The sequence below is a fragment of the Streptomyces sp. NPDC006463 genome (genome assembly GCF_042870715.1).
Classification (GTDB): Bacteria; Actinomycetota; Actinomycetes; order Streptomycetales; family Streptomycetaceae; genus Streptomyces.
In genome coordinates this window covers 1-17813 of sequence record NZ_JBIAHP010000048.1, presented here as the reverse complement: position 1 = coordinate 17813, position 17813 = coordinate 1, and the positions used below count along the sequence as shown (strand labels likewise).

Here is a 17813-nt window from a genome sequence, read left to right as displayed (position 1 = left end):
GGGCCCCGCCCCGGCCTCACCCCACCACTGACCGCCTCCCCCCCCGCAACCCCCGGGGTCCGGGGGGGGGGCCCCCCCGCCCGGGGCGGGCCGGCCCCTCCTCGCTGTTCGGGTGTCGGCTCGCGCCGCCCCGTCGGTGAGACGGTCAGACGGTCAGTGGGGTGCCGAGCATGGCGGAAGCCTGCTGGAGCGGGCTGAGGCCGCGCGTGGACACGGCGGCCCGAGGGAGGACGCGGCAGGTGAACCCGAGTCGGGTCATGGCCCGGAGGACTTCGTCGGCGCTGAAGTCGCGGCGGTCCTGGCGGGTGATGACCTGACCGACCTGCTTGGCGGGGTACGCTCGGCGGCCGATGATCACGGACTCCCCGGTGACCTGTTCGGGCTTGACGCCCTTCATCGACTCCAGGACACCGCTCTTGGTGAGGTCGAACGGGAAGCGGGCGATGACACAGCGCATGAGGCCTCACAGGCAGAAGAAGGGGATGGTTGTGCCGCGGTGGGGCTGTTCAGCGGGCGCGGGCGAATACGCCCAGGGCGCTGCCCTGCTCGTCGACGACGGGCAGGGCGTCCAGCTCGCGGTAGCGCATCGCGTGCTCGGCTTCGGCCATAGTGGTCCTGGACGAGGTGACGAACGGTCCGCGCTCGCCGATTACAGCACGCAGACGGACCTGGTCCGTGTACGCCGAGCTGTCACGGATGGTGGCGAGCTGGGCCTGGGTGACCAGCCCGGTGCACAGGCCGTCCTCGTCGCAGACGAGCAGATGGTCCGTGCGGGCACTGGACATGACGGCCAGGGCCACCTCGACCGTCATGTCGTCACAGACCTGCGGTCCGGCGGCATCGATGGCATCGCCCACCGGCCGGTGCACCGGGGTGGGACATGCTGAGCGGGGCTGCATCTGGACCAGCGTCACAACGTGCCTCCTGCAGAGATAGGTCAGTCTTCTGATCACGCGGTTCTCATGCGGCCGCGTCGAAGGCGGACTTCCGCACACCGGCGGGCCGGGCAGCCGAAGCGGGGCGCCGCCTGCCGCGGGAGGCCGCACCACGCTTGGCGCGTTCGGTGACCGGTGCCGTGACGACCACGGGGATGCCGGAGGGGGCCTGGGCGCCGGTGATCCGGCTGAGGGCCGCTTCGCCGGAGCGGACCTGCGTGGTCTGCGGCACGATCCCGGCCGCCAGCATGAGGCGGGTCATGTCGCGGCGCTGGTTGGGGGTGACCAGGGTGACGACGCTCCCGGACTCGCCGGCGCGGGCGGTGCGTCCGCCGCGGTGCAGGTAGTCCTTGTGGTCGGTGGGCGGGTCGACGTTGACGACGAGGTCGAGGCTGTCGACGTGGATGCCGCGCGCGGCGACGTTCGTGGCGACCAGGACGCTGACGTGCCCGGTCTTGAACTGGGCCAGGGTCCGGGTCCGCTGGGGCTGGGACTTCCCGCCGTGCAGGGCCGCGGCGCGGACCCCGCTGTTGAGGAGGTCCTGGGTGAGGCGGTCCACGGCGTGCTTGGTGTCGAGGAACATGATCACGCGGCCGTCGCGGGCGGCGATCTCCGTAGTCGTGGCGTGCTTGTCCGCGCCGTGGACGTACAGGACGTGGTGCTCCATCGTGGTCACCGCACCCTGCGAGGGGTCCACCGAGTGGACGACCGGGTCGGTGAGGTACCGGCGCACGAGGAGGTCGACGTTGCGGTCCAGGGTCGCGGAGAACAGCATCCGCTGGCCCTCGGGACGCACCTGGTCCAGCAGGGCGGTGACCTGCGGCATGAAGCCCATGTCGGCCATCTGGTCGGCCTCGTCCAGGACGGTGATCGCGACCTGGTTCAGGCGGCAGTCCCCACGGTCGATGAGATCCTTCAGCCGTCCCGGGGTGGCGACGACGACCTCGGCGCCCGCCCTGAGCGCATTGGCCTGACGCCCGATGGGCATCCCGCCCACCACGGTCGCCAGGCGCAGCTTCACGGGGCGGGCGTAGGGGGTGAGGGCGTCGGAGACCTGTTGGGCCAGTTCACGCGTCGGGACCAGGATCAGGGCCAGCGGCTGACGGGCTTCGGCGCGCTGTCCGGCAGTTCGGGCCAGCAGGGCGAGGCCGAAAGCGAGGGTCTTGCCGGAGCCGGTCCGGCCGCGGCCGAGTACGTCACGGCCGGCGAGGGAGTTCGGCAGCGTCGCGCCCTGGATCGGGAACGGCACCGCCACACCCTGCGTACGCAGCGCGGCCAGCAGCTCGGTCGGCATGTCGAGAGCGGCGAAGGTCTCGACGGGCGGCAGTGCCGGAGTGACGGTCTTCGGCAGGGTGAACTCACCCTGCACCGCGGCGGGCCGACGGCCGTAGCCGCCCGAGCGGCTCGGACCGCCGGAACGGCCCCCGGAGCGACTCGCGGAGGGCGACCCGAAGCGGCCGCCCCGCTCCGAGCCGGCGCCGGCGCCGAAAGCGGGGCCGCCGGTGCGGCTGCGGGTGCGAGCGGAGCGGTTGTTCGTACGGATGGGGTTCATTCAGAACCTTCCTTGATACGGCACGTACCAAGGAATTCCCGCAGCAGAAGAGCAGTGCAGAGAATCGCAAGAACGGGCCGAATGGAATGCGACAGCGCGGCTGTCCCGCAAGGAAACTGCACGGGGCGCGGCGCATGCGCTGGAATGGGGGACATCGTGCGGACGCGAAAATCACGAGAAATTATCGGGGGTAGACCTCGAAGAGGGCGCGTCCCCTCCGTGCTTCGTCCACGTGACCGCGGGAAATGCGTGCAGCTGGGGCCCGCACCCCGAGGGATGCGGGCCCCAGCTGCAAGATGCGCTTCAGTGTCAGGCGGGAACGATGTTCTCGGCCGTCGGGCCCTTCTGGCCCTGCGCGATGTCGAAGGTGACCTTCTGGCCTTCGATCAGCTCGCGGAAACCCTGGGCAGCGATGTTCGAGAAGTGGGCGAAGACGTCGTCGCCGCCACCGTCCTGCTCGATGAAGCCGAATCCCTTTGCCGCGTTGAACCACTTAACGGTGCCAGTAGCCATGTCGTATCTCCTTCGGGGCAGCAGCGTCCGCATGGTGCGGATGCCGTGTCGCCGCGATGATGCCCCGCCCGGAGAATGGCCCGGAAATATAAAGCGCTTGCGTGTGGCCTCGGAGGCCAACGGAAGGCGCTTGAAGTTTTTGGGTACCAAAACTGCAACCGAGATCGACAGTAGCATGCTGCAGGGGTGTTCGTGCCTTAAATATTTTCGCCCTGTGCGGTACGGAGAAAACTCTTCCTGCGGGGCCAATTAAACTCTTAGGCCGCCGCGGCAGATATTGACTCACCCCGAGTGCAGTGTTTCGAGAGGACGGGTGTCCACCATTCGGGACGTGGGCACTTCATCGGACGTGGCCTGTGGGCGGGTCTGGAGCGCCCTGCCTGGTCAGCGTCTCACACCCCCGCGGACCGGTCTCCCAACCTGTCCCTCGGGGGCGCGCGGCGCCCGTCGAGAACGCCGCGGGCGGGCGGGGACGGCGCGGGTAGCGGTTCACCGTCAGCGTCCCGGCCGGCCGCCCCTTTGGAGCGCGAAAACCGCGCGGGGCCGAGGGTGCTCGGACGCCAAGCGGCCGCAGGGGCCGCTCGCGGAGGCCTGACCACCCGGTGTCCGCCACGCACCGGTGGAATCGCCCGATTGGGCTACACCCGAAGGCCCTGGCGCGGCAGTGCGGGCTGGCTCGTGTCACGGTGGCAGGGCGACGAGAAGGTCCCACGCACGCGGGGCCCGGCCCGGTCGATGAAGCCCTGGCCGGGCCCCGCAACGGGCCCAGCCCCCGTCCCCCTCCCGACCCTGCCAGCGCCTCTGTTCGCGCTGTCTCGGCGGGACCGCCCGGGTGACCGGCGCCCAGGCCACGGCCACGTTCCACCGTGACCGCCGCCGCAAAGACGACGATGCCCGGGCCTACCCCGACGACTTCCACGGTCCGGCCCATACGGGACGCGCCACGACCGCCACCTCCTCCGCAGCCCCCGTTCTTCCAGCTCCGGCTTCTGCCCGGTGTGTCTGAGTGCGATACCTGGCACCGATCGACAACTCCGATGCTCAGAATCCGCGCCCGGCACCTGTACGAACGTCTCGGCTACCTCGCCTACGGCAGCGAACCCCACGGCTGCGACGAGGAAGACGACAACGGTGCGCTCGACCGGTACACCGCTGTGTTCACCCTCATGTCCAAACAGCTCAGCGGGGGCCCGTCAGCTCGATGCTCCCGTCTTTGCCGGCCGTCCAGGTGGTGACGCGCGAGCAGTGCAGTGCCCATGCGTGTGTCGCCGGCCGTGCCGGTCCTCACGGACCGGTTCACGGCCGGCGACACCGGCCGGTCAGCTGACGTTCAGGGTCAGGGCGGCGGTGTGGAGGCTTCCGCCGGTCTGGAACTGCAGGAACAGCCGCCAGTTGCCGGGCTTGGGGAGCATGGCCTGGAAGTTGAGGTCCGGTCCGCCGTTGTCGCCGGTGACCTTGGTTTCGGGGTGCAGGTGGGCGAAGGCCTGGTCGCCCTCGTGGAAGGCGGTCAGGTGGGCGTAGGTGTCCAGGTAGGGCTGGAGGTCGGTGACGGGCTTGCCGTCCTTGCTGATGGTGACCGTCAGGGGGTGGGCCATGCCGGCCAGGGGCTGGCCCTTGACGGTGACGGTGTAGCCGTCGGTCTCGGTGATGGCGGCGGCCGCGGGCAGCGGGGTGTCCTTTGCGGTGCCGGGGACGGTGATGGTGCGGCTCAGGACGAAGTCCTCGCCCTTGGCGCTGCCGGTCTCGGGTGTGAAGGAGGCGTAGGTGCGCCAGGTCCCGGGGGTCAGGGCGGTCAGGTTGGCGGTCCAGGTGCCGTCGGGGGCCATGGTGGGGTGCAGGTGCTGGAAGCCGGTGAGGTCGGAGCGGATGGCGTAGAAGTGCATTCGCTTCGTCTGGTCGACGGCGAAGGACGTGACCGGCTGGCCGTCCGGGCCGGTGATCTTGAAGGCGTACGCGGTGCCCTTGTCGGCCGGCAGTTCGGTGGCGGCGGAGGTCAGCGCGTAGCCGTCCTTGGCGTCGGCCAGGCCGTCGCCCATGCTGCTGTGGTCCATACCGGGCATCGAGTGGTGCTCGGTACCGGGGGCGCTGCCGGTCGAGGCGGCGATGGAGGGGTGGGTGCCGTGGTCCATGCCGGGCATGGAGGAGTCGCTGGAGCCGCAGGCGGCCAGGGCCGCCGCGAGGACGGCGGCGGTACCGGCCGCGACGAGGGACCGGCGCAGGGCGGAAGGGGTGACAGCGGACATGAGGCAGGTTCTTTCCGTGCGGCGCCCCACGAGGTGGTGGTGCGCGAGGGCTGATCAGGTCGCGTCGACCCGGGGCCCGTGGTGAAGAGCGGGGCTCGGGTCAGGGGCCTGTCACGTCCGCGCGATGCACACGTTCAGCAGGAGTCGCCGGCCGCCTGGCGGTCCACGGCGGCCGGTCCGGCCCAGGGCCCAGCCCGTGCGGAGCGACCATGCCGCGAGGAGGGTGATGGCGAGGGCCAGGGCGAGGGCTCCCGCGGGCAGCGGGAGCTGATCGCGCGGGGCGGTCGACACGCACGAGGTCCCGTGCGCCTCAGGTCCCGTTTCGGCCACAGTATGCTCGTTGGGTGCCGCCATGGGGTGGTGCAGGACGACCGGGGCGGCGGCTGCCGGGGCCGCGGAGGCCGCGGAGGCGGCGTGCCCGCCGGGTGCCGTAGCCATCGATGCCGTCACGACGTCGTGGCAGTCTCCGGCGGCTGAGGCCGGAGCGCCGTGCATGAGGAACAGTCCGAGCAGCGCCGCGCAGACCGCGATGAGCCGGGCCAGGCCCGCTCTCCACTCGCGTCCGCTGCTCATCTGCCGTTTCCTTTCCCTGCGACGTCCATTGGCTCCAGGTGGCAGACGATACCCGTGGCAGGCCAAGAGGCACCCTGTGCGGACCTTCAGCGGACCCTGAGGAAAGTCTTCGCAACTGTCGCCAGGGCTGACCCCTCTAACGGGAGGCCACCAACACTTGGAAGCATACCCCCAGGGGGTACAGCTTGGAGATGTAGGACCGGAGAGGGCCTCGCATGAGACGCACATTGGGATGAGGATCATGGACCACACCGCACACCACCACAGCGCCCCGCAGCAGCACACCGCACACCACGGTGCGGACCACGCCGGTCATGGCGGCCGTGGCGGGGCGTCGTGGCCTACGGCTGCGAAGGCAACCCTGCACTGCCTGACCGGCTGCGCGATCGGCGAGATCCTCGGCATGGCGATCGGCACCGCCCTGGCGTGGGGCAACGCCCCCACCATGATCCTGGCGATCGCGCTGGCATTCGTCTTCGGCTACTCGTTCACCCTGTTCGCGGTCCGCCGCGCCGGCCTGGGCTTCAAGGCGGCGGTCAGGGTGGCCCTGGTCGCCGACACCGTCTCGATCGCCGTGATGGAGCTGGTCGACAACGGCATCATCGCCCTGGTCCCCGGCGCAATGGACGCCCAGCTCGACGAGGGCCTGTTCTGGGGCGCCCTGCTCGGCGGCTTCGTGATCGCGTTCCTGGTCACCACCCCGGTCAACAAGTGGATGATCGGCCGCGGCAAGGGCCACGCCGTCGTCCACGCCTACCACTGACCCTGACCACAGAAGAGGAAGAGGGGCGCCCCGCACGGGGTGCCCCGTTCGTCGTGATTGCCAACGGCTCGTCGTGATTGCCAACGGCGCCCGTCGCCCACAGGCTGAAAGTGCGGGGGCTGTCGCGCGCGACCGGCCCGGCCCGCCCGGCCTCCGGCCCCTCACCAAGGAGGCATCGGTCATGACCACGGTCAAGGACATGCTCGCCACCTATCCGGCCGACCTCGGCCGCATCGACCAGGGCAAGCTCACCCGCTGCATCGAGACGTGCCAAGCCTGCGCCCAGGCGTGTACCGCGTGCGCGGACGCCTGCCTGTCCGAAGGCATGGTCGGCGATCTCACCAAGTGCATCCGCACCGACATGGACTGCGCCGACATCTGCAACGCCACCGCCTCGGTGCTCTCCCGCCACACCGGCTACGACGCCAACATCGCCGCCGCCCTGCTGCAGGCCTGCATGACCGCCTGCAAAGCGTGCGGGGACGAGTGCGCCTCCCATGCCGACGTGCACGAGCACTGCCGGCTGTGCGCGGAGGCCTGCCGCTCCTGCGAGGAGGCGTGCGACGACCTGCTGCACGCCCTCGGCTGAAATCTCGGGGGGGCAGGGAAGGAGCTGGCGGACGAGGGCGTCGGCGGCCCACCGCTCCCAGCGGTCCGGGCTCCAGCCGCGCTGGGTGACGAGCAGCCCGTAAGTCTCCGCGCCAAGGACGGCCAGGGCGACGTCAGCCGCCGATGCGCTCTCGTGGCCGTCGCGCAGGCTACCGCCGGCCTTCACCACCAGAGCCTGGGCGAAGTGGAGCTGAACCTCATGCCGCTGCGCGAGGTTGGTCCGCCACAGCTCAGCGATCTCCCGGTCCGCAGTCGCCGCTCCCCGTACGACCTCCAGCACCGGCGCGGCGCGCTCGAGGATCCGCCGGGCGCCTGAGGCCTGCAGGGTGAGCTGAGCGGCCGGGTCCGGCGCGTCGCGCACGTCCCGGGCCCCGACCACGCCCAGACCCACCTGACGCACCTCATCCAGGCCCTTATCACCGAAGGCGCCGACGCCGGATACCTCCGCCAGGACGTGCCGCCCGGGGAACTCGCCGCCTACTCCCTGCACGCGCTGACAGCGGCAGTCACCCTCACCTCGTCCGCCGCCCGGAGCCGGCTCGTGGACGTGACCCTCCGCGGGCTCCGGCCGGTTCCCTGACCTGCCCAAGCTCAGCATTTCGCGCGGTGTGCCCGACCTCCTGGCCGGATCCGCCGGGCGGCGCGGTAGGTTTCACGGCATGGTCACGGTCAGCCCCGCACCCGGCATGCCGCGGACCCGCACCAGCGCGGGCCCGCTGCGCCTGCTGTGGCTGGCCGCCCTGATGTTCGGCTTCCTCTACACCCACGCTGCGGGCGCCGACAGCGCCACAGCCCACGTCACCGGCATCCCCGCCTCCGCAACGCAGACCGTCGCGGACCGCGCTCCGGGCGACGACCATCGCCACGACGGCGACCTCGGACACGACGAGGGCGGCCACTCGCACCCTGCCGAAGCCTGCGACTCCGCGCATCCCCCGACCGGCAGCAGCCTCAACGCGCCACGGCTCGTCCCGCTGGCCGGTCAGACGACCGCCGGCCCGCGAGTGACCGCCTGCGTAGACGCGAACACGCCAACGACACCTCCCCCTTTGCGAAGTTCCCTCAGCTCCGTGGTGCAGCAGGTATAGACCCGGGCAGTTCACCCCGGTCCATCCCTGTATGTCCATCGTGGCGTCCGCCCTGTCAGGCGTACGCCGCGGGGCACCACGCATGCCTTCGCAAGGAACTTTCATGGCTCAGGCCCAGCTTCTCGATGCCCGCACGTCGTCCGACACCGAAGAGAACGGCGGCCGCGCCGCCCGACGCAGAGCGCACACCCGCCAGGCCCGCCGCCGCTCGCTGGCAGCCCGCTACCTCGGCTACGTCGGCTACTTCGTCGGAGCCGGCCTCATCAGCGGCGCCGTCGTCCACCACCCGCTCGACCCCGCCCGCTACACCCGCATCGCCCTCTACGGCGCCGCCGTCTTCCTCGCCGCCACCATCCTCAATGAGTTCCTCCTCACCCGCGAACGCCCCGGCCTGCCCCGCATGCTGGTCGTGATCGGCGCGTCCCTGACGCTCTCGTTCGGCATCGGCATGCTCTCCGGCGGCCTCCAGCACTTCGACGACTTCCCCGCCCGCGGCGCCGTCCTCGTCCCCGCCGGCCTCGTCGTCTCGTTCGTCGCCTACGTCATCAAGGACGCCGACACCCCCGTACGGAGGATCTTCAGCCTCGTCGGCCTCGCGGTTCTGAGCACCGCCGCCCTGGCCTTCCTCGGCCTGCGCCAGGTGGCCGCCTCCATGGAAACCACCCCAGGCGGAGGCCACAGCCACGGCACCACCGAGAACCCCGCCCCCGCGAACCCCGCCCACCACGAAGACCCTTCAGCCACCCCGCCGTCTCCCTCCACCACCCAGACGCCGGGAGCAGCACCTACGACGGCGGGCCCGTCAGCCCCGGCGACCTCCGCGGCGGACGGCCACGCCCACTCGCACTGATTCGGCAGATGAATGCCGAGCTGCCAAGGCGATCTCGGCGACGTGCCGAAGAGCTTCCTGGTACGCCTCGGCATTGCCGGGCTGCTTCTGCCAGGTGCGGATGCGCTGAGTGGTGGTCTCCAGGGTTCCAGGTGGGATGCCGAGGTAGCGGGCTGCGCTGGGGCGTGTACCGCCGCGGGCCATCTGGACCAGGCGGATCGCGGCGTCGCGCCTCAGCTATCGCGCGGGCCCTCCCAGTTCGTGTAGGTACGAACGCCTTCAGGCGTCCGGCCCTGCATGACCGGAGGCGGGACAGCAGCTGAGCCAGGACGGCCTGGCTGGCCTCGTCGTCAAGGATCTGGACGACGAGGCCGAGCAGGGCGGCGGCAGGCACGGGGGCTGCGGGCGGATGGTCGATGGAGCGGGCCAGCCAACCGCTGTTCTGGGGGCCGACGCGTTCGGCGGTGGTGCGGTGCAGGGACGTCGCGTGGGCGGCGATGAGGCCCAGGTGCTCGAACTCAGGGAAGGCGTCGGCGGCGGCCGGCCAGGTCGAACAGACGGCGAGGACCGTCGTGCGGACGTCGTTGAAGAACTGCTGGGCTGAGGTCAGTCTCCGAGGCTCTCGACCAGCTCCCCTGGCCCGGCAGACGCTGCTGCGGTCAGCCGTTGCTGCGTGTACGTCATCGCGGCGGTGGGTCGGAGACCGGGAACCGGCGGACGGTCGACGTAGGCAGCGCAAGCTGGGTCCCAGCCTGCGCCGGCGCGGTGACGGCACTGGGCGGGGTGCAGGCGACTGAGCGGCGCCGGGATCAGCTGGGAAGGTGGTCGCCGAGGGAGGCGGCGACCTGCCAGATCATCTCGGGCAGGTCCATCCGCTGGGTCAGGGCGCCGTAGAAGTCGAGGATCGCCTTGCAGGTGCTCTTCGGCTTCGCCGTCACCGGGGTCTGAACGTAGGCGACCGGCGCCCACGCATCCCGGCAGCCCGGCACCGCCTCGGGGTGGGTGCGGTGCAGTTCGCGCCAGGAGTCCTCGAAGGCGGCTGCGATCTCGCACACGGTCTCGGTCTTGCCCTGGTAGCCGCCTCGGACACCATCACCCCCGCCCGGGTCGCCGGGCGGGCCTCGAATGCGTTCTGTCTGATCCGCGTCGACAGCAACCGGTCCACCGCCTGGCTCATCGGCGTCCCCAGCAGCGGGAGGTTCGCGTGGGTTGCAGCCCGCGCCAAGTCCCAAGCCGACTTCTCTGCCGGTGACATGGCCCTCCATCGCGCCGGGGAGATGCGGGGCGCAGGCTCGAAGGAGTGCCGGGCCAGCCGCCACGTCTCCCAGCCAGCCGGCGTGTTCCGTCGAACATCACCCCTCACCCCACACTGCCTTGCTGCTCCGCTTCGGCACTGCCACCGGCCGGCTCCTCGTCCTCGTCTGCGCCGGTCCCAGGTCTGGCAGCCGGGTAGAGGGTGCGGGCGGGCCAGGCCTTCGCTGAGCGGTGCCGCGGGAGTTGGCCGGGATCCGCCCGTGGCGGCCCGGCGGCGCCGGAGCAGGTCAGCGGTGATCAGATCGCCCTACTCGAACAGAACCTGGTCGACACGAAGAGCGAGCTCGGGGAACGGACAGAGGAGCTGGAGGCGTCGCGGGCCGCAAAACGGGAACTCACCCGATCCCTGAACCACAGGCTAAGGCTCGTCCGGCGGATCATGGGCCGAGCCAGGGCCGGACCGAGGCGAGGGCCGGTCAGTGCCCTAGTCCTGTTGACCGCCCCCGGCAGGCAGTGCTGGAGTCGGCACGTGGACAGCATCCCCGCCAACCGGCGGCTCTGGAACCAGATCAGCAGCGCCTACCAGCACAAGCACGACCCGCAAATCGGCGCCACACCCCGGCTGTGGGGCATGTACTCCATCCCCGACGCGCACCTGCACGCCCTGGGCGGCGTCACCGGCAAGCGCGTCCTCGAACTCGGCTGCGGCGCCGGCCAGTGGTCCAGGGCGCTCGCAGCCGAGGGCGCCACCGTGGTCGGGCTCGACCTGTCCGAAGCCCAACTCGCCGCAGCGGCCCGCGCGATGGGAGCAGACCGCTACTCGCTAGTGCAAGGCGCCGCCGAACAACTCCCCTTCGCCGCCGACAGCTTCGACCTGGTGTTCTGCGACTTCGGTGGGCTCAGCTGGGCGCCCCCGCACCTGGCCGTCCCGCAGGCCGCACGCGTCTTGAACCGAGGCGGGCGCCTGGTGTTCAACGTCGCCAGCCCATGGTTCGAAGCTTGCTACGACGAAGCCGCCAGCCGCGTGACCACGACGCTGCAGAAGGACTACTTCGGGCTGAACACCATTGCCGAAGACGACGGCGCGACCAGCTATCAGCTCACCTACGGCGACTGGGTCAAGGTCCTGCGCGGCGCGGGTCTCATCATCGACGACCTCATCGAGCCGCGGCCCGAACTCGGAACACCCAACGGCTACAACGAAACCGACCCACCCGACTGGGCACACCGCTGGCCGGCGGAACTGCTCTGGGTAACCCACAAACCCTAAGTTCCGCCGCGCCGAGACGTGAAGGCATCCCCTCGCCGGACAGGCCCTAAGCGGCGCGACCGCTGAGGGCTGTCCCGTCATCGCACGGCCAGGTCTCGCCGTCGTACTGGCAGTCACCGCGGTTGTCCCACGGTAGTTCGGGGTCTCCCGTGGCAGGACTGAGTGCATGGCGGTCGAGCACGCGTCGCTTGGCTTCAACCTCCCGCAGGACGCGAGCCGGGTCGTGCAGCGCGACGTGCAGGGCGATCGTGGGATGGAGGCCGGAGAGTTCTACTTGGCATAGGTCGACCGTGTGCCCGTGAGCGGTCCACTCCCCGCAGCCGTCACCGTCGCAGCGTCACCGGTGTCGAGCACGATGGCCGTTGCGCTGAAGTCGCGGACCAGACTGATCGTCTTGCCCGCCACCGTGCCGCCGGCCCGCTTGGGGCTGAAGTCCCGCTCGGTCTCGCTGCGTGTCCGGATCGACGCGGTGATGTCGCCAGTGAGCACCACCGTCAGATCCACGTCCGGAGTACCAAAGCCGTCGGCGATCACGCAGATCATGGGGTGCACGCTCTCGATGATCCCGGTCAGGCCCGGACGGGCACCGTGTTCTTCGAGAACGGTCAGGGATCGGAGGCACCCGGCGCATCGGTGCCAAGGTGGCCGGAGCGCTCGTAGCCTGAACCACTCATCCGAGCCGGGGCGGCAGTCCGCTGTCCCGGCCCCCACCTCGCACGCCGAGGAGCCCCGCATGTACTTGGAAGGGGCCAGATTCGCCAAGACCGAGGAGAACGGCCGCCACTACTGCGTGTCCGGGTGGCTGTGGCAGACGCCGTGTCACTGCGTCGACTGCACCATCAAGGCCAAGTCCGCCCAGCGCAGCAGCGCTTGACCGTCACGAACTCGCCCCAGGAGACTGAGATGCCGTCCCGGAAGCCACCGCCCGCCAACCCCGCCCGCATCCTCACGGTCGCCGCCGACCACGTCGATCGCGAAGTACGCCAGCAGCCGCACCCGGCGGCACTCGACCGTCTCGCGCAGCGTGAGCATGCGTCGAGGTGGCCGGCCTGGGAACGGCGGTGCGCCTCGTCGCCCTCGGAGCCCTCGATCATCTTGCGCTGCTACACCACGTCCTGGAGGCCGTACGGGAGCCAGGCCGTGGCCGGCTCGCCGTCGCGGCCTGCGCGGCCGATCTCCTGGTAGTAGCCCTCGACCGACTTGGGCAGGTCCAGGTGCGCCACGAAGCGCACGTCAGGCTTGGTCGATGCCCATGCCGAACGCGATCGTGGCCACCACCAGGACCCCGTCCTCGCGCAGGAAGCGCGCCTGGTTCGCCGCGCGCGTCCGGGCGTCCATGCCCGCGTGGTACGCGACCGCGTCGACACCCTGCTCCACCAGGAAGGCCGCCGTCCTCTCCACGGACGCCCGCGACACGCAGTAGACGACCCGGCGTCCCCCTCATGCTCGGTCCGGATCAGCTCCAGCAGCTGTCGCGCCGGGTTGTTCTTCGATGCGATCCGGTACTGGATGTTCGGCCGGTCGAAGCTGGCCACGAAGTGCCGGGCGTCCCCCTCCGCCAGCCCCAGCCCCAGCCGCGCCGCGATCTCGGCGTGCGTCGCCTCGGTGGCCGTCGCGGTCAGCGCGATCCGCGGCACCTTGGGCCAGCGCTCGTGCGGTGGGCGGCGGACTGCAAGGGCCCTTCCTGTCGGACGTGGACGGTCTGCTCAGTGCGGTACGGACTGCAGAATCGGGCGGCCGGGCCCCGCCCCGACCGCCCTGGTCCCCGGGCCCCAGCCGGACGCCCCACCACCCGACGCCTCAAATGATCCAATTGCGGGTCGGTGTCAGTACTCGCCGTCGAGGGCAGAGGCCGAGGCCGCGCGGTAGCAGGCGGAGACGACGGAGAAGTTGAGCATGGTCTCCACAGGCCCCCTGTCCTTCAGGCCAGTGACCTGAACGGCGAACTGCTCGGTCTTGTTCTCGGCGTAGATCTCAGGGCTCTGGGCGTTGCTGTTGGCCTTGCCGTCCTTGGTGATCTTCCAGCCGTTCTCGTTCAGTGCCTTGCGCAGGTTCGCCATGCCGGTTTCGACCTGGTCATCGGTGAGTCCGTAGACCGACCAGGGGTGCGACGTGGAGAACAGATCATCCCCGTACTCGCTGCACCGAGAGACGCTCGGGCCCGGCTCGGTCACCTTGCCCTGGACCCCGGACATCTCCAGCAGGCGGCTGGACACCGCCTTCGCCTTCTTGCGTGCCGGGTCGGGGTCCATCCTCACCGGCGTGTAGTTGAGTTCCTTCACGTTCGAACACCCCATAGACAGCACCGACATCGACACCATGACGACAGCGAGGACCAACGCCCTCATTCCGGAGACTTTGCGGTTACCGACCGCACGACGTGCGTCACCCATGCTTGACGTCGTCATACTTGCCGGCCACCACGTTCGCCTGGTTCTTGATGCTCAAGGAGTGGTCTCTCCAGTAGTCGGTATGGCTGTCTGCGTCATTGGCCATGATATTGGCTCCGAAATCCTCGTCGGAGGGCACGTTCTGCCCCCACACCGTTCCGAACGGCAGCAATTCCGCCCACAGGGGGGTGCCGCCGCCGAGGCCTGCGACCTTGCCGCCCGCCGGAACTTGGTCGTTGAGCGCGGAGGCCGCCTGGGACCACACATGGCCCTCCTCGACGTCCAGGTCCTTGGCGTGGCCGACGAGCATGCCGGGACTGCCGACCGCGACGATGTCATCGGCGCGCAGGTCGCCCTGGTTCGAAGCGGCGCCCAGGACGGTGCTGCCGTAGCTGTGGCCGATGAGTGTGGTGTGGCTCTTCTCGCCGCCGCCCTGGACGGTCTCCAGGCCTTGCATGAAGTGGTTCAGGTCGGGCGCCGCTTCCTTGGCGAAGTGTTTCTCCATCGCTTCCGGAGCGAGGCTCTGCGGGGCGTCGTACCCGATCCAGCTGATGGTGGACACCTCCTGGCCGGGGACCTTGGCATGGGTCTCCTTCCACATCTCGCTCATGTGGTGGATGTACTTCTCGGTCTGCGTGATGTCCGTGAACGTGCCGGGCACGAAGACCGCGGTGTGGGCCGCCGTGTCCGGGTTGCCGTTGGCCACGATCGCCCGGCCGCCGCCCTTGGTGTCGAAGCCCAGCAGGTAGGCCTCGGGCAGTCCCTCCTGGCCCGTCGAGTCGAACCGGGCCTGGATGGCGTTCATACCCTTGAGGTTCTTGTCCAGGTACTCCTTCTCCTTGCCGTACTTCCTGTTCCAGTCCGTCCAGAGCGGGTTGACCGTCGCCGTCTCCCGTGTGTTGGTGACCCACCTCTGCGGCTGCGGTGGAATCGCGTCCAGCTTGATCTGGAACTCCGACCGCCGCTCTGCCAGCACGGTGCGATTGGCCTCGTCACGGACCCCCGAGGGCAGCCCGTCCAATGCGCCGACCTCCGACGCGTTCAAAGACAGGTAGGCGGACTGCTCGTCCGGGTTCAGACCCTTCCACCAGTCCGCGTTCGCCTTCGGGTCATCGCCCTTCGGCGCCGGCTTGATGTGCTCCAGATAATCCTTCGCACCGCTGCGGACCTCGGAGGTGTCGCTCTGTGCGTCGACCCAGTCGTGGTCGGAGACGACAAGGTCGTCGTCCGCCTTCAGCTTGCGCAGCTTCGGCGCCCACAGGGCATCGGCCTCGGTCGCCTCGGCGACGGCCTGCGCGATCCGGTTGGCCATCTCCACGGCCTTGCCGAAGTTCGGATTGGGGTGGATGTTCGCCGCCTGCCGCTCAAGGGCCGCGGAGAGGTCGTTCGCGTCGCGCGTCGGGTCGATCACCCCGCCCGACGGCTTGCCCTTCGCACTGCCCGTGACGGTGCCGCCGTCAGGCAGCTTCCCGTCCTTCTCCTGGCCGGCCGGCGGGTAGCTGACCGAGCCGTCGGCGCCGACGGTGAAATGGGCGCTCGTGGCGTCCTCGACGGCATCGTCCAGCTTCCTCTTCGCCTCGGTCAACGCCGCGGCGAGCGCCTTGAGCGAGGTCGCCGCGAGCCCGCACTCGACCTGCGTGTAGTGGAAGTTCTTCGCCAGTTCCCGCAAGGAGCCCAGCGCCGCGTCCACCGCCACACCCGACAACCCGGCACGCAGCCGCGCCGAGATCTGGCCCTCGGTATCCCCGTAGGCGTGGTCTGCCATGCTGCTCACGGCCTTGTAGCCGTCGGCCGCCTCGGTGAACTCGGACGGCTTGAGGGCCTTCAGTGCTGCGTAATCCATCGCTCAGCTCACCGGCCCCCGCTGCCGCCGGTGGCGGGCGTGTCCTTGTACTGGCCGTCGATCTGGGCGAACCCGCCCTTGATCGCCTCGTCGTTCTCGTACTGGCCGGTGCCGGCCTTCTCCAGCGGACCCTGCAGCCCGGTGCACTTGCCCGACAGACCGTCGAGGTACGTCTTCCAGGACTCGTACAGCTCCGCCTGCGCGGTGGCGCTCTCGACGCCCGGCTGCGCGGCGCCCTTCTGGCCGTCCTCCAGCCCGGTCCGGGCGGTCTTCACGCTGGTGGCCAGCCCGCCGAGGTCCTGACTCGCCCGGTTCCACACCGCCTTGTCGGACTTCAGATCCCCGCTCCCGCCGGACCCGCCGTCGGACGAGGCGCTCGCGAGCCGCATCTGCGTCCCGGCCGCCGCGTCCTGCTTGAGACCCGCCCACTCCCTGTCGAAGGATGTCATGCTCAACCGAGCCCCCGTATTAGATGACAAAACCAATGATCAGGGGCCGATCTTACTGTCATGTGCCAGTGGCATATGACAGATGACCCCGGGAGTTGGAACCGCACGCGCGGCACCGCTGCGGGGCGCGCCTCCGACGGAGGTGCCCCCTCACTTCACTACATCGATCGTTGGGGACTCAGGCTCGGTGGGTACGCCGGTGACCACCTCTGGCAGCATGTCGACGCACCGTCAGTGGCCGGGCCCGAAGGGGCAGTCCTGCGTTGCCGCACCGCAGCTCCCGGCGGACGACCGGCCGCCGGCCTCGGACGTCACCATCGTGCACCGCGACGAAACGCAGGAGAGCCCGGCCCGCCCTGGCCCCGCGCCTGTCGCGGGGCTCCCATGACCCCGCCCGCATGCCGCCCAAGCGGCCGGCACAGAAGTGCAGCAACCTCCGACACGCCCGCGGTCGTCACCACGATCGTCGCCCTCGCCACGGGTATCGGCACGCTGATCGGCGTCACGCTCACCGCGTACGCCAAATACGTGCAGGCGCGAGGGCAGGCAGAGGCCGACCTCGTACGGGCGAAGGCCGGCATGATGCGGGCGGAGGCCGATGTCATGAGGGCACGCGCGGGGCTCCCCGCGATCGAATCGTCCGTCAACGGCGGCTCAGAAGGCGGCAGTTCGCCTGCGGAGCCCGACGTGAACCGGCCTTTGACCTCCGGGGCGCCCGGGGAGTAGCCCTGAGCGACCGCCGCCACGCGGAGGTCGGCCAAGGTCCCGAAGGTCCGCGAGCCCGCGAAGGTTCGCAAGACCCTCGTGGTCCGATGCACGTATGCGGGGCGGACTCGGTGGGGAAGCCGGCCTCCACCCAGTCCTGGATGCCCTCGCGGTACTTACGGACGTCGGTGTAGCCGAGAGCGGGGCCGGTCAGCGACCTGTCCGCTGTTGGGGCACGTCGGCTTGGAGCAATAGGTGACGATCGCGGCGTCGCGGTCGGGGAGCAAGGCGGACGCCTGGGTTTGCACGTCCGCCAGGACCGGGTCCGAAAACGGCCAGGCCCGGGGGCGAGGCCGGCTCGGGAAGGGTCTCGCGGGTGATGTGCCCGTTTCAACGATGGCGGCGCCTTACAGCAATGCCGCCAAGTGGGGGATGCGCGCGCTGGGGTGGGTTCTATCGGGGGAGGAGGGCGCTTACGGTCTTGCCGCCGGTTGCCTGGCGGGTGACGGTGGTTGCTTGCGCTAGGCGGTTGACATGGGGCCAGCCGAATAGCCGGTGCCGCCCTTCAGGCCGGGGGTGCGCGTGCGCGGGGTCTGCGGGCTGGGTCCCGCACCGATACCTCGATGCTGTCCGGGTACGCCGTCAGGGCCAGGGTGCAGGTGTCATCGCCATGACGCAGGGCGTTGGTGACGAGCTGTTCAGTGAGCGTTTTCAGCGTTGCCTCTCCAGGGTGAGGACGGCTTTGGCGATGACGGTCATGCGGTTCGGGCTGATGCGGGATCTGCGGAAGATCTGCC

At 70.0% G+C, this 17813-nt stretch carries 22 protein-coding genes and 3 pseudogenes; 10 read left to right on the top strand and 15 right to left on the bottom strand.

Annotated elements, in window-relative coordinates; translation table 11 throughout:
- Positions 1 to 145: 145 nt before the first annotated feature.
- The 6 genes from ACFYOB_RS40305 to ACFYOB_RS40280 all read right to left on the bottom strand — a co-directional run bounded on the left by ACFYOB_RS40305 (position 146) and on the right by ACFYOB_RS40280 (position 5816).
- Complete coding sequence (locus tag ACFYOB_RS40305; RefSeq protein ID WP_388569708.1) at positions 146 to 457, bottom strand: SCO5918 family protein; 312 nt, start codon at positions 455 to 457, stop codon at positions 146 to 148.
- A 49-nt stretch (positions 458 to 506) separates the two neighbouring features.
- Positions 507 to 914: a CBS domain-containing protein gene (locus ACFYOB_RS40300; protein WP_388569706.1), complete on the bottom strand. Its 408-nt coding sequence runs from the start codon at positions 912 to 914 to the stop codon at positions 507 to 509.
- 46 nt (positions 915 to 960) lie between these two features.
- On the bottom strand, positions 961 to 2487 hold the full coding sequence (locus ACFYOB_RS40295; protein ID WP_388569704.1) for a DEAD/DEAH box helicase: 1527 nt from the start codon (positions 2485 to 2487) through the stop codon (positions 961 to 963).
- 309 nt (positions 2488 to 2796) lie between these two features.
- The gene (locus tag ACFYOB_RS40290; protein ID WP_388569701.1) at positions 2797 to 3000 is read right to left on the bottom strand and encodes a cold-shock protein; all 204 of its coding nucleotides are present in this window, start codon (positions 2998 to 3000) and stop codon (positions 2797 to 2799) included.
- A 1319-nt stretch (positions 3001 to 4319) separates the two neighbouring features.
- Positions 4320 to 5243 carry a hypothetical protein gene (locus ACFYOB_RS40285; RefSeq protein WP_388569698.1) on the bottom strand — a complete coding sequence of 308 codons (924 nt, stop codon included), beginning with the start codon at positions 5241 to 5243 and terminating at the stop codon, positions 4320 to 4322.
- Between the two features lie 111 nt (positions 5244 to 5354).
- Entirely contained in the window at positions 5355 to 5816 is a 462-nt protein-coding gene (locus tag ACFYOB_RS40280) for a hypothetical protein (RefSeq protein ID WP_388569695.1), read from the bottom strand.
- A gap of 241 nt (positions 5817 to 6057) precedes the next feature.
- On the opposite strand from ACFYOB_RS40280, the gene ACFYOB_RS40275 reads away from it, so the two are divergent.
- From ACFYOB_RS40275 to ACFYOB_RS40245, 7 genes are all read left to right on the top strand, one after another.
- Positions 6058 to 6579, top strand: coding sequence for a DUF4396 domain-containing protein (locus ACFYOB_RS40275; protein ID WP_388569692.1), 522 nt, complete (start codon positions 6058 to 6060; stop codon positions 6577 to 6579).
- A gap of 181 nt (positions 6580 to 6760) precedes the next feature.
- On the top strand, positions 6761 to 7168 hold the full coding sequence (locus tag ACFYOB_RS40270; protein ID WP_388569689.1) for a four-helix bundle copper-binding protein: 408 nt from the start codon (positions 6761 to 6763) through the stop codon (positions 7166 to 7168).
- 204 nt (positions 7169 to 7372) lie between these two features.
- A complete protein-coding gene (locus tag ACFYOB_RS40265; RefSeq protein WP_388569687.1) occupies positions 7373 to 7504 on the top strand; it encodes a hypothetical protein in 132 nt (43 codons plus the stop codon).
- Positions 7505 to 7507: 3 nt separating this feature from the next.
- Positions 7508 to 7768 (top strand): hypothetical protein, encoded by a 261-nt coding sequence (locus tag ACFYOB_RS40260; RefSeq protein WP_388569721.1) that lies wholly within the window; start codon positions 7508 to 7510, stop codon positions 7766 to 7768.
- 79 nt (positions 7769 to 7847) lie between these two features.
- Positions 7848 to 8276, top strand: coding sequence for a hypothetical protein (locus tag ACFYOB_RS40255; protein ID WP_388569684.1), 429 nt, complete (start codon positions 7848 to 7850; stop codon positions 8274 to 8276).
- Between the two features lie 103 nt (positions 8277 to 8379).
- Positions 8380 to 9126, top strand: a complete 747-nt coding sequence (locus ACFYOB_RS40250; RefSeq protein WP_388569682.1) for a hypothetical protein — start codon at positions 8380 to 8382, stop codon at positions 9124 to 9126.
- A gap of 388 nt (positions 9127 to 9514) precedes the next feature.
- The gene (locus tag ACFYOB_RS40245) at positions 9515 to 9709 is read left to right on the top strand and encodes a hypothetical protein (RefSeq protein ID WP_388569679.1); all 195 of its coding nucleotides are present in this window, start codon (positions 9515 to 9517) and stop codon (positions 9707 to 9709) included.
- A gap of 205 nt (positions 9710 to 9914) precedes the next feature.
- Here the strand turns inward: ACFYOB_RS40245 and ACFYOB_RS40240 are convergent, their stop codons facing one another.
- The gene (locus tag ACFYOB_RS40240; RefSeq protein WP_388569677.1) at positions 9915 to 10160 is read right to left on the bottom strand and encodes a hypothetical protein; all 246 of its coding nucleotides are present in this window, start codon (positions 10158 to 10160) and stop codon (positions 9915 to 9917) included.
- Positions 10161 to 10888: 728 nt separating this feature from the next.
- On the opposite strand from ACFYOB_RS40240, the gene ACFYOB_RS40235 reads away from it, so the two are divergent.
- Positions 10889 to 11629 carry a class I SAM-dependent methyltransferase gene (locus ACFYOB_RS40235; RefSeq protein ID WP_388569674.1) on the top strand — a complete coding sequence of 247 codons (741 nt, stop codon included), beginning with the start codon at positions 10889 to 10891 and terminating at the stop codon, positions 11627 to 11629.
- 46 nt (positions 11630 to 11675) lie between these two features.
- Here ACFYOB_RS40235 and ACFYOB_RS40230 read toward each other — a convergent pair whose 3' ends face one another.
- Positions 11676 to 11858, bottom strand: a complete 183-nt coding sequence (locus tag ACFYOB_RS40230; protein ID WP_388569719.1) for a DUF6221 family protein — start codon at positions 11856 to 11858, stop codon at positions 11676 to 11678.
- A 41-nt stretch (positions 11859 to 11899) separates the two neighbouring features.
- Positions 11900 to 12181, bottom strand: coding sequence for a hypothetical protein (locus ACFYOB_RS40225; RefSeq protein ID WP_388569671.1), 282 nt, complete (start codon positions 12179 to 12181; stop codon positions 11900 to 11902).
- 181 nt (positions 12182 to 12362) lie between these two features.
- On the opposite strand from ACFYOB_RS40225, the gene ACFYOB_RS40220 reads away from it, so the two are divergent.
- A complete protein-coding gene (locus ACFYOB_RS40220; protein ID WP_388569724.1) occupies positions 12363 to 12503 on the top strand; it encodes a hypothetical protein in 141 nt (46 codons plus the stop codon).
- 101 nt (positions 12504 to 12604) lie between these two features.
- Here the strand turns inward: ACFYOB_RS40220 and ACFYOB_RS40215 are convergent.
- From ACFYOB_RS40215 to ACFYOB_RS40200, 4 genes and pseudogenes are all read right to left on the bottom strand, one after another.
- Positions 12605 to 13284, bottom strand: a pseudogene (locus ACFYOB_RS40215) (RecQ family ATP-dependent DNA helicase); the annotation flags it as partial.
- 171 nt (positions 13285 to 13455) lie between these two features.
- Positions 13456 to 13977 carry a hypothetical protein gene (locus ACFYOB_RS40210; protein WP_388569668.1) on the bottom strand — a complete coding sequence of 174 codons (522 nt, stop codon included), beginning with the start codon at positions 13975 to 13977 and terminating at the stop codon, positions 13456 to 13458.
- A gap of 37 nt (positions 13978 to 14014) precedes the next feature.
- On the bottom strand, positions 14015 to 15862 hold the full coding sequence (locus ACFYOB_RS40205; protein WP_388569665.1) for an alpha/beta hydrolase: 1848 nt from the start codon (positions 15860 to 15862) through the stop codon (positions 14015 to 14017).
- An 8-nt stretch (positions 15863 to 15870) separates the two neighbouring features.
- Positions 15871 to 16311, bottom strand: coding sequence for a hypothetical protein (locus tag ACFYOB_RS40200; protein ID WP_388569662.1), 441 nt, complete (start codon positions 16309 to 16311; stop codon positions 15871 to 15873).
- 384 nt (positions 16312 to 16695) lie between these two features.
- Here ACFYOB_RS40200 and ACFYOB_RS40195 point away from each other — a divergent pair, with 384 nt between their 5' ends.
- Positions 16696 to 17037: a hypothetical protein gene (locus ACFYOB_RS40195; RefSeq protein WP_388569660.1), complete on the top strand. Its 342-nt coding sequence runs from the start codon at positions 16696 to 16698 to the stop codon at positions 17035 to 17037.
- Between the two features lie 432 nt (positions 17038 to 17469).
- Here the strand turns inward: ACFYOB_RS40195 and ACFYOB_RS40190 are convergent.
- Positions 17470 to 17713 (bottom strand): annotated as a pseudogene (locus tag ACFYOB_RS40190) (ATP-binding protein); the annotation flags it as partial.
- A 14-nt stretch (positions 17714 to 17727) separates the two neighbouring features.
- A pseudogene (locus ACFYOB_RS40185) lies at positions 17728 to 17813 on the bottom strand (IS5/IS1182 family transposase); the annotation flags it as partial.

What these genes read in the sequence shown, in the direction of transcription:
- ACFYOB_RS40305 (WP_388569708.1), bottom strand. Translation starts at nt 457, where the DNA reads ATGCGCTGTGTCATCGCCCGCTTCCCGTTCGACCTCACCAAGAGCGGT.
- ACFYOB_RS40295 (WP_388569704.1), bottom strand. Translation starts at nt 2,487, where the DNA reads ATGAACCCCATCCGTACGAACAACCGCTCCGCTCGCACCCGCAGCCGC.
- ACFYOB_RS40290 (WP_388569701.1), bottom strand. Translation starts at nt 3,000, where the DNA reads ATGGCTACTGGCACCGTTAAGTGGTTCAACGCGGCAAAGGGATTCGGC.
- ACFYOB_RS40285 (WP_388569698.1), bottom strand. Translation starts at nt 5,243, where the DNA reads ATGTCCGCTGTCACCCCTTCCGCCCTGCGCCGGTCCCTCGTCGCGGCC.
- ACFYOB_RS40280 (WP_388569695.1), bottom strand. Translation starts at nt 5,816, where the DNA reads ATGAGCAGCGGACGCGAGTGGAGAGCGGGCCTGGCCCGGCTCATCGCG.
- ACFYOB_RS40275 (WP_388569692.1), top strand. Translation starts at nt 6,058, where the DNA reads ATGGACCACACCGCACACCACCACAGCGCCCCGCAGCAGCACACCGCA.
- ACFYOB_RS40270 (WP_388569689.1), top strand. Translation starts at nt 6,761, where the DNA reads ATGACCACGGTCAAGGACATGCTCGCCACCTATCCGGCCGACCTCGGC.
- ACFYOB_RS40255 (WP_388569684.1), top strand. Translation starts at nt 7,848, where the DNA reads ATGGTCACGGTCAGCCCCGCACCCGGCATGCCGCGGACCCGCACCAGC.
- ACFYOB_RS40250 (WP_388569682.1), top strand. Translation starts at nt 8,380, where the DNA reads ATGGCTCAGGCCCAGCTTCTCGATGCCCGCACGTCGTCCGACACCGAA.
- ACFYOB_RS40245 (WP_388569679.1), top strand. Translation starts at nt 9,515, where the DNA reads ATGGTCGATGGAGCGGGCCAGCCAACCGCTGTTCTGGGGGCCGACGCG.
- ACFYOB_RS40220 (WP_388569724.1), top strand. Translation starts at nt 12,363, where the DNA reads ATGTACTTGGAAGGGGCCAGATTCGCCAAGACCGAGGAGAACGGCCGC.
- ACFYOB_RS40210 (WP_388569668.1), bottom strand. Translation starts at nt 13,977, where the DNA reads ATGAGGGCGTTGGTCCTCGCTGTCGTCATGGTGTCGATGTCGGTGCTG.
- ACFYOB_RS40205 (WP_388569665.1), bottom strand. Translation starts at nt 15,862, where the DNA reads ATGGATTACGCAGCACTGAAGGCCCTCAAGCCGTCCGAGTTCACCGAG.
- ACFYOB_RS40200 (WP_388569662.1), bottom strand. Translation starts at nt 16,311, where the DNA reads ATGACATCCTTCGACAGGGAGTGGGCGGGTCTCAAGCAGGACGCGGCG.
- ACFYOB_RS40195 (WP_388569660.1), top strand. Translation starts at nt 16,696, where the DNA reads ATGACCCCGCCCGCATGCCGCCCAAGCGGCCGGCACAGAAGTGCAGCA.